The sequence below is a fragment of the Stenotrophomonas sp. LST15-1-1.1 genome (assembly GCF_040815575.1).
GTDB lineage: Bacteria > Pseudomonadota > Gammaproteobacteria > Xanthomonadales > Xanthomonadaceae > Stenotrophomonas > Stenotrophomonas lactitubi_B.
Window position 1 is genome coordinate 17,934 of the sequence record NZ_JBFPNJ010000023.1, and the last position, 12,427, is coordinate 30,360.

Here is a 12,427-nt window from a genome sequence, read left to right on the forward strand (position 1 = left end):
CCGCGGTCGTGATCGTCTGGAGCCGCTACATGGCTGTAAAACGCGTCGTCGCCAACATCGCCAGTGTCGATCCCGCGCAGGCGGCCGCGTTCTACGGCGACATCCTCGGCATGGGCATCGTGATGGACCACGGCTGGATCGTCACCTACGGCGGGCAGGGCACTGCGCTGGCACAGCTCAGCATTGCCAGCGAAGGTGGATCGGGTACGGCGGTGCCGGATCTTTCGATCGAAGTGGATGATCTGGAGGGCGTGCTCGAACGCCTGCGACGCGCGAACATCGCTCTTGAATATGGCCCCGCCGAAGAACCATGGGGCGTGCGCCGCTTCTACGTACGCGATCCGTTCGGGCGCCTGTTGAACATCCTCGCCCACGGCTGACTGGAATACCGCGGCTAATCCGCCCTTCGACGCTGGCAGTGAACGCTCAACCCTGTTGGCTGCCGTCAGGGTTGCCGGGCATTTCCTGCTGTTGCTGTTGCTGACGGGTGGCGGCATGCCGGGCATGGCCACCTTCACGCCCGATCGCGGCCATATGCTGGCGATCCTGGCTGATTGCTTCACCACCCTTGCGGCCCGCTACGCGGGCCTCATCCGGGCTGAACTGGTGTGCATTGCCGGATGCGTGGGCGGCGCGCCCCCCTTTCGACGCGATCGCGCGCTGTTTGTCCTCGTCCATCGAGGCAAAACCACGGTTGCTGGTGCCAGTGCGTGAGTTGGCCATTGCCGGTCTCCGGAGGTGGAATGGGATGCCGCCATCAGCGACGACTTCATGCTCCACATCGCAGGCTAACGGCAGGTGGACGTTGGCGGCATTGGACTCACATGCCCTGCGCATTCGTTTGACAACCGGTTACCGCGCGGGAAGCGCCGAGATCAGCAGCCGATCACCGCGGCAGACATCGGTGCTGCTGTACAGGATGCGGCGCCCATCGTTGAAGGTGATGCGCAGATCGACGCGGCAGCCGGTCCCGCGCAGTGCCACGGTCGCCTGGCCGCCACCTCCTGCGATGGGCCCGGCCAATGCCAAGGCATGGAATGCGTCGGTTTCACTCGCCGCAACTTCCACAGACGTGGCAGGTGCATGGGCACGGTTGATCAGGGTCAGGTAGTGCAGCGGCGCAGCAGGCGCGCTGGCGGCAATGCAGAACAGGCTGGCAGCGAGCAGGGGGCGGGACAGGTGCATGCGGTATCTCCATTGGGGACATCGCCATCTGGCGGTGGAGGCTCCGCGCCCGCAATCGATCCGGGACGAATCGTCGCGACAGCGGGACCAATCGCAATCGGCCCTCGCCGCGCTTCATTGCCGGCCACGCTGTGCCTAAGATGGCGCTGGCCCGCTCCGGGCACCGGGACGCACACGATGAAGATCCGCCTTGGCCATACCCAGATCGACGTGCTGCGTTACCTGCTGCTGTGGCTGGCGGTTGCGTTCGCCTTCACCCTGCAGAAGGTCTTGAGCCACAGCCTGCAGGGCCAGTCATTCCCGTTTGAGGTCTACCTGCGCTGGTCGATGATCCAGTGGTTCACCTGGGCGGCGCTGGCGCCGCTGGTGTTTGCCCTGGGCGAACGCTATCCGCTGCGGCCGGAGCGAAGGCTGGCCGGTCTGGGGGTGCAGCTGCTGGCCAGCGTGGGGGTGACCGGGCTGGCGATGGTGGTGGGTGCCCTGGTATCCACCTGGTTCGAGCCCAGCAGTTTTGGCGAGCAGCTGTGGTATTTCATTGCCCAGCATTTCGCGCTGGGCCTGCTGACCTACTGGGCACTTTTCGCGATCCAGCAGGCGCTGCATTTCCAGCAGGAAAAGGTGCGCCGCGAGGTCGAGGCAAGCAGGCTGGCGACCGAGCTGGCGCAGTCGCGGTTGCTGGCGTTGAAGTCGCAGCTGCAGCCGCACTTCCTGTTCAATACGCTGCACGCAATCATCACCCTGTTGGACGAAGACAAGGCCAGTGCCGAAGACATGCTGCTGCGTCTGAGTGAGCTGCTCCGCGCTTTTCTGGAAGACTACGACGGCCAGGAAATCAGCCTGCGCCAGGAACTGAAGTTGATCGAGCTGTACCTCGGCATCCAGCGCATGCGCTTCAAGGATCGCCTGCACAGCCGCATCTATGTTGCACCGGATCTGCTTGATGGCGCTGTTCCAAGCCTGATCCTGCAGCCGCTGGTGGAAAACGCGCTGCGCCATGGCATCGGCCGCAACCTCGGTGAGGACACCATCGAGATCGAGGGCCGCCGCGACGGTGACATGCTGTGTATCGAGGTGCGCAACCAGAACAGCACGCTGCAGCAGCCCGGGGCGCCAGGTGGTCATGGCATCGGCCTGTCCAATACGCGGCTGCGCCTGCGCGAGCTGTACGGCGATGCGGCCGAGGTGCGCCTGGACCTGCTCTGGCCGCAGGGTGTGGCCTGCAGGGTCCGGTTGCCACTGCGGATGCTGGACGATGCCGATGACGCTCCCGAGTTTGTCCTGCACGGTAGTGCCGCATGAGGCTGAGCGTGCTGGTGGTGGACGACGAGCCGATCGCCCGGCGCGCGGTGACGCGCCTGCTGCACGGCGATGCAGACATCGACCAGGTAGCCGAGTGCGGTGACGGAGTGTCTGCCGTGGCAGCCATCCGCGCGCAGTCGCCGGACCTGGTGTTCCTGGATGTGCAGATGCCTGGCATCACCGGTCTGGACGTGCTGGCCACCATCGGCGCCGCGCAGATGCCGGCCACGGTATTGGTCACCGCCTACGAGCAGTATGCGGTACGCGCATTCGAGGCCAATGCACTGGATTACCTCGTCAAGCCCTTCAGTCGCGAGCGTTTCGCGGCCACCTTGCTGCGCGCGAAGTCCCGGCTGGCCCAGGCCGCCAATGCCGCCGACAACACGCGCCTGCTGCAGGCGCTCGATGTGCTGCGCAGGCGCGAGGATCATCTGCAGCGGATCGCCGTACGTGATGGCGAGGCGATGCTGCTGCTGGCGGTGCAGGACATCCTCTGGATCCGCGCCAATCGCAATACGGTGCAGCTGCATCTGGCCGATCGCGTGCATGAGCTTCGCGAAACGATGAACAACCTGGCTGAACGGCTCGATCCCAGGCATTTCGCCCGGGTGCATCGCTCGGCCATCGTCAACATCGCGCGGGTCAGGACGATCCATCCCTGGTTCAACGGCCATCACGTACTCACTCTGGAGAACGGCCAGCAGCTGCGCATGAGCCGCTACCAGCACGACGCTTTCCTGCGGCTGGTGTCGGCCCGCTCGGAGGCGTGAGTGCCTGCTGCCGGGCCAGCGCGGCCGACCCGACGGCGATGGCATGCAGAATGTCATCGGTTCCTATCGCCGATGCCATCGGGCTTGCCTAGAATCGAGGCATCCCGGTAGGTCCCGGGCGCTGTCGAGTGAATGGATTCAATGAAGATTCTGTTGACCGGAAGTTCCGGGCGGATAGGGCGCGCGATCTTCGGTGCGCTGGCGGGAGCCAATGAAGTGGTGGGGCTGGATCGCAGTCCCTTCGCCACCACGCGGGTGATTGCCGATGTCACCGATCGCCGGGCGCTGGAACGCGCTGTGCAGGGCGTCGACGCCGTGATCCATACCGCGGCACTGCACGCGCCGCACGTGGGCCTGGTGCCTGACGCGGTGTTCCAGCAGATCAACGTGGAGGCCACCGCGAACCTGCTGCAGCTTGCGCGCGAGGCTGGCGTGCAGCGCTTCGTGCTGACCAGCACCACGGCGTTGTACGGCCATGCAGTGGTGTCCGGCGGCTGCCGTTGGATCGACGAGGACACCGAGCCGCTGCCACGCACCATCTACCATCGCACCAAGCTGCAGGCCGAGGCCGCTGCCGAAGCGGCGGCCAGTGCAACGTTCACCGTGCGCGTGCTGCGGATGGCACGCTGCTTCCCCGAGCCGCCCGACCGTATGGCGATGTTCCGCCTGCACCGTGGTATCGACGCACGCGACGTGGCCAGCGCGCATGCCGCGCTGCTTCACGATGAAGGCGCGCCCTTCCAGCGCTACCTCGCCTGTGCGCCGACGCCCTTCCGGCGCGAGGACTGCCTGCAGCTGGCCGCCGATCCGCGCCAGGTGCTGGCACGCCGCGCACCGCAGCTGCTGGCCGAGTTCGAGCGCCGTGGCTGGCCGCTGCCGCTCAGCATCGACCGGGTCTATGACAGCAGCCGGATGCGCGCAGCGCTGGGCTGGCAGCCGCGCTTCGGTCCGGAGGACGTTCTGCAGCAGTACGCCGCGGGCAGCATCGAGGTCCTGCCCCGTGCGGAGTGGATCCGCGACCGCGTCGCCGAATAGAGTCGCCGAATAGAACAGGCGAGCAGCACAGGCCTGCGTCGACGGCCGCAGCTGAGCAGGTTCAGGTTTGTCCGTGCGGTGGGCCTCAACCTCGCCCGGCCATGGCCGCTAACCCGGTGCGCGCCTTCCCGCGCCGGCTTCCGATCCGGCGGGGCAGGCGGCCCGCGCGATGGATCGCGCATCTGCGCGGTGCCCTGGTGGCACCGGTCGACCTGAACTGCCTGCGGATCCTTCCATGCCTCCTTCCCGTTCCGTCGCTGCCCGTCGCCCCGGCAGCATCGCCCACAAGCTGATGCTGGGCACCGCGGTGATCGCGTTGCTGTGCTTCGGCGCGACCGCGTTCCTGATCTATAACCAGGCCAGTTCGGCGCTGGTATCGTCCTCGCGGCAGACCATGGCCAGCGAAGCCCGTGCCGAGGCGCGCCAGGTGGCTGCCGACCTGGGCACGGCCTTCGCCAGCAACGATGCGATGGTGGAAACCGTGCTGGCCCAGCGTGCCCGCGGTGATGCGCCTGATCGCGCCAGCCTGGCCAATGTCATCGGCGAGCAGCTGCACGCGCACCCGGAATGGCTGGGCAAGAGCACCATGTGGGAGGCCAATGCCTTCGACGGCAAGGATGCCGAGTTCGTCAACAGCGAGGCGCACGACGCCACCGGCCGTTACATGAGCTACTGGGCCTGGCAGGACGGCAAGCCGCAGCAGTCGACGATGACCGACTACACCGAGATGCCCAGCGGCTCGGGCAACTGGTACATGGTGCCCAGCCGCGACAAGCTGCCGCTGGTCAGTGAACCGTATGCCTACGATATAGGCGGCAAGCAGGTGCTGATGAGCACGCTCAGCACGCCGATCGTAGAGAACGGTACCTTCCTCGGTGTGTTCACCGTCGACTTCTCGCTGGACGCGCTGCAGAAGCACCTGGCCACGCTGACGCCGATGGGTGCTGGCCGTGTCGAGCTGCTGTCGCCGAAGGGCGTGGTGCTGGCCTCGGCCGATGCTGCCGAGATCGGCAAGCCGCGCACCGATGCCGCCACCCTCGGCATGCTGGCGCAGATCGCCGCCGACAAGACGTATGAAGCGTTCGAGCCCGACGCTGCCGGCAACGTCCGCCTGTACGTGCCGCTGCAGGTGGGTGACGCGCCGCAGCGTTTCGCGCTGGGCGTGGTGGTGCCGCATGCGGTGATCATCGCGCAGGCTCGCGAGCTGCTGTGGATCATCCTGCTGGTCGGTGTGGTGGCCGCGCTGGTGCTCAGTGGCGGTGTCTACCTGCTGCTGCAGCGGCTGGCCGTGCGGCCGCTGGCGCAGGCGGTGCGTATCGCCGGCGACGTGGCCGCGGGCAAGCTGGATACTGCCATGCCGGCGCTGGGCAACGATGAAGTGGGCCGCCTGCTGGACGCCATGCAGGGCATGCGCGGCCAGTTGCAGGCAGTGATGGCCGCACAGGCGGAGATGGCGCGTCGCCATGATGCCGGTGAAATCAGCTACCGCATGGACGCCTCGGTGTTCCCGGGCGAATACGGCCGCATGGTGGCCGACAGCAACCAGCTGGTGGCCGACAGCAACGCGGTCACCCAGCGCCTGGTCGAAGTGATGCAGCGCTACGCGGTGGGCGACCTGAGCGTGGACATGGAGGCACTGCCAGGCGAAAAGGCGGTATTCACCGCTGCGATGGCAACAACCAAGAGCAACCTGGCGGCGATCAACGAGCAGATCCAGCAGTTGGCCGCCGCCGCCGCAGCGGGTGATTTCGCGGTGCGCGGCGATGTACAGCGCTTCGAGCATGACTTCCGCCGCATGGTGGAAACCCTGAACACGATGATGCAGGTCAGTGACCACAACCTCGCCGCACTGTCGACGCTGCTGCGCGCCATCGCCGCCGGTGACCTGAGTACGCGGATGGAAGGTGACTTCCACGGGGTGTTCGCGGTGATGCGCGATGATGCCAACAGCACCGTGCAGCAGTTGACCCAGATCGTCGGCCAGATCCAGCAGTCCGCGTCCAGCATCCGCCTGGCCGCAGGCGAGATCGCGTCAGGCAACAGCGACCTGTCACGCCGCACCGAGCAGCAGGCGGCCAATCTGGAAGAGACCGCCGCGTCGATGGAGGAGCTCACCTCCACCGTGCGCCAGAACGCCGATCACGCCCTGCAGGCCAACAAGCTGGCGGCCTCGGCCGCAGGCGTTGCCAGCGAAGGCGGGCTGGTGGTCAGCCAGGTCGTGCAGACCATGGAGCAGATCGAGACCTCTTCGCAGCGCATCGCCGAGATCATCTCGGTGATCGATGGCATCGCCTTCCAGACCAACATCCTGGCATTGAACGCGGCGGTGGAAGCGGCGCGCGCGGGCGAACAGGGCCGTGGCTTTGCGGTGGTCGCCAGTGAAGTGCGCGCGCTGGCACAGCGCTCGGCGGGCGCAGCCAAGGAGATCAAGGAGCTGATCGACGCCTCGGTCGGCCATGTCGGCGCCGGTGCGCAGCTGGTGCATGGCGCCGGCCGCACGATGCAGGAGATCGTCGGCCAGGTCGGCCGGGTCAACGAGATCATGGCCGAGATCTCGGCCGCCTCGCGCGAACAGTCGGCCGGTATCGAACAGGTCAACCAGACCGTGGTGCAGATGGACGAGACCACCCAGCAGAATGCTGCGCTGGTGGAAGAAGCCACCGCTGCGGCGCGGGCGATGGAAGAACAGGCCGAGCAGCTGGCGGTGGCGGTGTCACGCTTCCGCCTGCAGGCCGATCCCCGCCCGACGGCCACGTTGCGCGCTGCCTGACCGGGGCCGTGAACGAAGACGCCCGGCCAAGGCCGGGCGTCGATGTGCTGCTGCGCTGTCGAGCGCTGCGGCTTAGAACATGCCTTCGAAGGGGTTCCAGCTGGTGTTGCCCTTCACCTGTTCCAGGTAGTAGCTGTAGTTGGTGCTCGACGCCACCAGGAAGTTCATCGCGATGAACAGTGCACGGGCCACGATGTCCGGCAGCACCAGGCTGACCGCGATCAACACGATGTTGATGCCGATCACCACCAGCGCCTTGCGCCACATGCCCAGGATGAACAGATAGATCGCGCCGAAGAAGAAGGCGAAGAAGTTGAGGTTGATCTTCAGGCGGTCGCCGAAGGACAGCGCCTTCCAGGCTTGCTTGAAGCCGGGCTCCTTGGGGGCGCCGTGCTGCTGGAAGAAGTTGAAGCGGAACTGCCACTTCGGGCTGAAGCGGGTCAGGTCGACGGTATTCATGTGAGTAGGGACTTCCCTGTTAGGAAAACGTTTTCATGATAAGTGAGTCGCATTCAGCAAGCCAGCTTGGAGCGTCAAAAATGTGACGTTCCTACGGCAAAGGGCTTGCGTCCCGGTGCCGCACCGTCACCCATCCGCCTTGTTTTTAGGATAGGGTGCGCAGTTCCGCTGCCATCCCGGCGTTCATGGGTAGCAGCGGTATGTCCATGGAGGTTGCATGACCACACCTGCTACACCGGAAAACGCACCCGGACCGGTGCTCCTGCCGACACCCGAAGTGGTGCAGGCACAACAACTGCTCGCCCGCCAGCAACTGGCGGTGGCGATGGACCGTGCACGCATCGCGGCCAGCCGCGATGCGGCGCCGGCGGTGCTGGAAAACGACTGAGCCTGGGAAATCCCCCGCGATCGCGCTGGCCTGTTGCCAGCGCGATCACCGTGCGCATCAGAAGCGCGCGGTCATGCTGAGGAAGTAGCTGCGGCCGGCGACGAAGTAGTCGGTGGCGCCGTCGGCGTACAGCTTCTTGTCGGCCAGGTTGCTGACGCCGCCACGCAGGGTCAGCACCTCGTTGACGTTCCAGGCAGCGGTCAGGTCATACAGCGTGTAGGCCTTCAGGAAGGTATTGACCACGCCGGTCTGCTTGCCGGTGTACTGCGCCGACAGGCTGCTGGAGAACACCGTGTTCGGCGTCCAGTCCAGCGACGAGTAGCCTGAGAACTCCGGGGTGTCGATCAGGTTGCGGCCGGTGGTCAGGTTCTTGGCTTCCTTCATCCAGGTTGCCGAGGTGCGCCAGCGCCAGTGATCGCCGAAGCGGAAGTTGAGGTTGCCTTCCATGCCGCTGGTACGCGCGCGCTGCACGTTGCTCATGCGCGTCCACCAGTAGCCGTTGAAGAAGCCCAGCGCTTCGTATTCGATCTTGTTCCTGAAGTCGGTATGGAAGTAGGTCAGGCCGGCGTCGACCAGATCGTTGTCGAAGCTGACGCCGATCTCGCGGTTGGTGCTGGTTTCCGGGTCCAGGTCGGGGTTGCCGGCCATGTAGCAGCCGCCACGCACGTAGCCGAGCGGGTATAGCGAAGTGCAGCCGCGGCCGCCGGACTGGGTCGCCGCGCTGGGCGAATTCTCGGTCAGGCTCGGCGCGCGGAAGCCCTTGGAGACGCCGCCACGGATCGTCCATTGCTCGCTCGGGTGCCAGACCAGGTAGGCGCGCGGACTGACATGGCTGCCGAACTGCTCATGGTGGTCCAGGCGCGCGCCCAGGGTCAGGGCCAGGGTGCGGTGCAGCTTCAGCTCGTCTTCGACGAACAGCGCCCAGGTATCCACTTCCAGGGTGGAGCCGACCACCGGTTTGCCGGCGTAGTCGATGGGTGCCTGGCCGATGGTGTCGGTGTTGGTCAGCTCCTGGCGCTTCCATTGGCCGCCTACCGCGAACTGGTGGTCCACGCCCAGGGTGAAGGGCGTGCTCAGGCTGCCTTCGATGATCTTGTCGGTCGCCTCGGAGCGGCCGGTCGGGCCGATATCGTTCTTGTACTCGGTCCAGTACGCGCTGAGCTTGGAGGTACCGAAATCCCACTTGCCGTCATGGTTCAATGCCAGCGAGCTGCGCTTGAGTTCACTGGCGCCCCATGCGCCTTCGTCCTGCTTTTCCAGCGCCTGGGCGATGAAGGCCTGCTGCACGCCGTGGCCCGCTTCCAGCGACACTTCCTGTGCCTCGCTCAGCTTCCACTGCAGCAGCGCGTCGACATTGCGGTCCTTCTCACCGGCGTAGGCGTTGCCATACACCCCGCCGTTGGAGCGGTCCGAATCGCGGCGCATGCTGTTGGCACCGATGCGCAGGCCGAAGCGCTCGCCCAGCGGGCCGGAGAAGGTCGCGCCGATCTGCTGGGTGTCGCCACGGTCGCCATCCTGCGGCCGGGTGTAGCTGTGGGTGGCGCTGCCGTTCCAGCTGTCGCCGATGCGCTTGGTGATGATGTTGATCACCCCGCCCATTGCGTCCGAGCCATAGAGCGAGGACATCGGACCGCGCACCACTTCGATGCGCTCGATCTGATCGGGCGAAATCCAGTTCAGGTCCTGGCGGCCCAGGTCGGGGCGGTAGTTGGTCGAGGCCGAGCTGCCCATGCGCTTGCCGTCCACCAGCACCAGCGTGTAGTTGGACGGCATGCCACGCAGCTTGATCTTGGACTGCTCACCGACCGCGCTGAGTCCGCCGGTCACGCCCGGAATGCGGCTGAGCAGGGTGGCCAGGTCGTGCACCGGCTGGCGTTCGATGTCTTCGCGGCTGATCACGCTGATGCTGGCCGGGGCATCCTTGATCCACTGCTGGTTGCCCGAGGCGGTGACGACCACGGTATCCAGGTCCTTGGTCGAGGCGTCAGCGCTGGCTTCAGCGGCGGCGAGGGCAGGCAGGGTCAGCAGGCAGGCGGTGGCCAGGGCGCTGGCCAGTCGGGTGCGCGACAGGCGCGCGGAACGGAAAGGGGACATGACGGCTTCCAAGGGAGAGGAGAGACCCGGTGGAAGCAGCAGGCGCACGCAGACAGCAGGCAGCCACCCCTTCCCTGGGTCGTCGGGCGCGCGGTAGGTCCGGCGCAGCTGGGTGGGTCCGGTGCGCGGTGCGCGGCGACCTGCCTGGTTAACGGAATGATAACCGTTCTCGTTTGTTACGATCCAGTACTTCCCGGGATGAATCGACATTCCCGTGCTGCGTGCCGGGGTTCGCCTGCTGACTGCTGAATGGGGAGATTTCCCGGCGTAGACCTTCGCACCCGGCTTACATTCGGGGCCATAGACTGAGCCGCATTTTTCGATTCCGCCCGTTGGAGATCGTGTGGGTTCCGGTAGTGACAGACATCGACTGCGCGGCGTGACGCCGTGGCAGACAGGACAAGTGCGGACGCCGGGAATGCGTGCCAGGAACCTTGGTGCATGCAGCCCGGCCGGGACGGCCGGTCCTGCGGCCTGCAGGGAGTAGGCGGGCATGGGGAGTGAAACCATCGACGCGGAACCGGTCACGGCCGGTCCCGACGCGGGCTGGGCCCTGCTGCCGGCGGAAGCACCGCTGCTGATGCCCGAACAGACGCTGCGCCAGGGTGCGCTGAAAGTCCGGCGCCATCGCACCTCGCCGCGCATGATCGGGCTGCGCCGCCTGTACATCCTCGGCGGCACGGTGGCGATGACCGCCGTGGCCACCCGGATGATGTGGCGGGTGCTGTCCGGCAACGGCATCAGCGTGCTGGAGGCGTGCCTGCTGGTGCTGTTCGTCGGCCTGTTCGCGTGGATCGCGCTGTCCTTCGCCAGTGCCGTGGCCGGCTTCCTGACGGCCGTGTTCGACCGCGGCTACCGCCTGGGCATCGATCCGGACAAGCCGCTGCCGACCGTGCACAGCCGCACCGCGCTGCTGATGCCCACCTACAACGAAGACCCGCGCCGGCTGCTGGCTGGCCTGCGCGCGATCTACGAATCGGTGGCGGCCACCGGCCAGCTGCAGCGTTTCGATTTCTTCGTGCTGAGTGATACCCGCCGCGAGGACATCGCGCGTGCCGAAGAGCAGGTGTTCGCCGAGCTGCGCGAGCTGGTGCCCGACGGGCAGGCACGGCTGTTCTATCGCCGCCGGGGTGACAACAGCGCGCGCAAGGCCGGCAACATCGCCGACTGGGTACGCCGCTTCGGCGGTGCCTACCCGCAGATGCTGATCCTGGATGCCGACAGCCTGATGACCGGTGACAGCATCGTGCGCCTGGTGGCCGGCATGGAGCACAACGCCGACGTCGGCCTGATCCAGACCCTGCCATCGGTGATCGGCGGGCGCACCCTGTTCTCGCGCATGCAGCAGTTCGGCGGGCGCGTGTACGGCCCGGTGATCGCCCGTGGCGTGGCCTGGTGGCACGGTGCTGAAAGCAATTACTGGGGCCACAACGCGATCATCCGCACCCGTGCCTTCGCCGACCACGCCGGCCTGCCGGAGCTGCCGGGGCGCAAGCCGTTCGGCGGCCATGTGCTCAGCCACGATTTCGTGGAAGCCGCGCTGATGCGCCGTGGTGGCTGGGCCGCGCACATGGTGCCCTACCTGGGCGGCAGCTACGAAGAAGGCCCGCCGACGTTGACCGACCTGCTGGTGCGCGATCGCCGCTGGTGCCAGGGCAACCTGCAGCATGGCAAGGTGGTGGGCAGCCGTGGCCTGCACTGGATCAGCCGCGTGCACATGATGATCGGCATCGGCCATTACTTCACCGCACCGATGTGGGCCATGCTGATGCTGATCGGCATCGCCATCCCGCTGTTCCAGGAAGGCATCGATTTCAATGCCCTGCTGCACCTGTCGCCCAGCGTGTACTGGCGCGCGCAGGATGAAGAACAGGTGGTGCGCCTGTTCGCCGCCACCATGGCGGTGCTGCTGATGCCCAAGGTGCTGGGGTACCTGGCCATGCTGCTCGACCCGGTTGAACGCCGTGGCTGCGGTGGTGCGATCCGGGCGTTCCTGTCGATGCTGGTGGAAACCGTGCTGGCCGCGTTGATGGCGCCGGTGGTGATGTACGTGCAGTCGCGCGGCGTGGCTGAAGTGCTGTCCGGCCGTGACTCGGGCTGGGATGCACAGCAGCGCGACGACGGTGGCATCTCGTGGATTTCGCTGGTGCGCGGCTACGGCGGCCTGGGCGTGTTCGGCGCCTTCATGGGCGTGCTGGCGTGGGCGGTGTCGCCGTCGCTGGCAGCCTGGATGGCGCCGGTGGTGATCGGCATGGTGCTGGCGGTGCCGGTGGTGGCACTGACCTCGCTGCGCGGGCCGGGTGCCTTCCTGCATCGTCTCGGCCTGCTCGACATTCCCGAAGAGAACATCCCACCGCCGGTGCTGGTGCGGGCCGCACAGCTGCGCCGGGAAGCGGCCGAGCAACCGCCGCTGTACTGATCGCACCG

The 12,427-nt window shown here is 66.4% G+C and carries 11 protein-coding genes; 7 read left to right on the plus strand and 4 right to left on the minus strand.

Going from position 1 to position 12,427, the window contains the following annotated elements:
- Positions 1 to 29 precede the first annotated feature (29 nt).
- Complete coding sequence (locus MRBLST15_RS10415; protein ID WP_367785865.1) at positions 30 to 380, plus strand: VOC family protein; 351 nt, start codon at positions 30 to 32, stop codon at positions 378 to 380.
- Positions 381 to 426: 46 nt separating this feature from the next.
- On the opposite strand, the gene MRBLST15_RS10420 is transcribed toward MRBLST15_RS10415, so the two are convergent.
- Together MRBLST15_RS10420 and MRBLST15_RS10425 are read right to left on the minus strand one after the other, a co-directional pair.
- Positions 427 to 723: a KGG domain-containing protein gene (locus tag MRBLST15_RS10420; protein ID WP_265953528.1), complete on the minus strand. Its 297-nt coding sequence runs from the start codon at positions 721 to 723 to the stop codon at positions 427 to 429.
- Positions 724 to 852: 129 nt separating this feature from the next.
- The gene (locus tag MRBLST15_RS10425; protein WP_265953527.1) at positions 853 to 1,185 is read right to left on the minus strand and encodes a hypothetical protein; all 333 of its coding nucleotides are present in this window, start codon (positions 1,183 to 1,185) and stop codon (positions 853 to 855) included.
- Between the two features lie 177 nt (positions 1,186 to 1,362).
- Between MRBLST15_RS10425 and MRBLST15_RS10430 the strand changes: the two genes are divergently transcribed.
- From MRBLST15_RS10430 to MRBLST15_RS10445, 4 genes are all read left to right on the plus strand, one after another.
- A complete protein-coding gene (locus tag MRBLST15_RS10430) occupies positions 1,363 to 2,484 on the plus strand; it encodes a sensor histidine kinase (protein WP_367785866.1) in 1,122 nt (373 codons plus the stop codon).
- A complete protein-coding gene (locus MRBLST15_RS10435) occupies positions 2,481 to 3,254 on the plus strand; it encodes a LytR/AlgR family response regulator transcription factor (RefSeq protein ID WP_089237089.1) in 774 nt (257 codons plus the stop codon). Before MRBLST15_RS10430 ends, MRBLST15_RS10435 begins: the two co-directional genes overlap by 4 nt.
- A gap of 141 nt (positions 3,255 to 3,395) precedes the next feature.
- Positions 3,396 to 4,289: an NAD-dependent epimerase/dehydratase family protein gene (locus tag MRBLST15_RS10440; RefSeq protein ID WP_089237087.1), complete on the plus strand. Its 894-nt coding sequence runs from the start codon at positions 3,396 to 3,398 to the stop codon at positions 4,287 to 4,289.
- 235 nt (positions 4,290 to 4,524) lie between these two features.
- Entirely contained in the window at positions 4,525 to 7,059 is a 2,535-nt protein-coding gene (locus MRBLST15_RS10445; RefSeq protein ID WP_367785867.1) for a methyl-accepting chemotaxis protein, read from the plus strand.
- A gap of 72 nt (positions 7,060 to 7,131) precedes the next feature.
- Here the strand turns inward: MRBLST15_RS10445 and MRBLST15_RS10450 are convergent, their stop codons facing one another.
- Positions 7,132 to 7,518 carry a DUF2628 domain-containing protein gene (locus tag MRBLST15_RS10450; RefSeq protein ID WP_025879013.1) on the minus strand — a complete coding sequence of 129 codons (387 nt, stop codon included), beginning with the start codon at positions 7,516 to 7,518 and terminating at the stop codon, positions 7,132 to 7,134.
- A 217-nt stretch (positions 7,519 to 7,735) separates the two neighbouring features.
- On the opposite strand from MRBLST15_RS10450, the gene MRBLST15_RS10455 reads away from it, so the two are divergent.
- On the plus strand, positions 7,736 to 7,906 hold the full coding sequence (locus MRBLST15_RS10455; protein ID WP_162887695.1) for a hypothetical protein: 171 nt from the start codon (positions 7,736 to 7,738) through the stop codon (positions 7,904 to 7,906).
- A gap of 57 nt (positions 7,907 to 7,963) precedes the next feature.
- Here MRBLST15_RS10455 and MRBLST15_RS10460 read toward each other — a convergent pair whose 3' ends face one another.
- The gene (locus MRBLST15_RS10460; RefSeq protein ID WP_367785868.1) at positions 7,964 to 10,000 is read right to left on the minus strand and encodes a TonB-dependent receptor domain-containing protein; all 2,037 of its coding nucleotides are present in this window, start codon (positions 9,998 to 10,000) and stop codon (positions 7,964 to 7,966) included.
- A gap of 493 nt (positions 10,001 to 10,493) precedes the next feature.
- On the opposite strand from MRBLST15_RS10460, the gene mdoH reads away from it, so the two are divergent.
- Complete coding sequence (gene mdoH, locus MRBLST15_RS10465; RefSeq protein WP_312705661.1) at positions 10,494 to 12,419, plus strand: glucans biosynthesis glucosyltransferase MdoH; 1,926 nt, start codon at positions 10,494 to 10,496, stop codon at positions 12,417 to 12,419.
- Positions 12,420 to 12,427 lie beyond the last annotated feature (8 nt).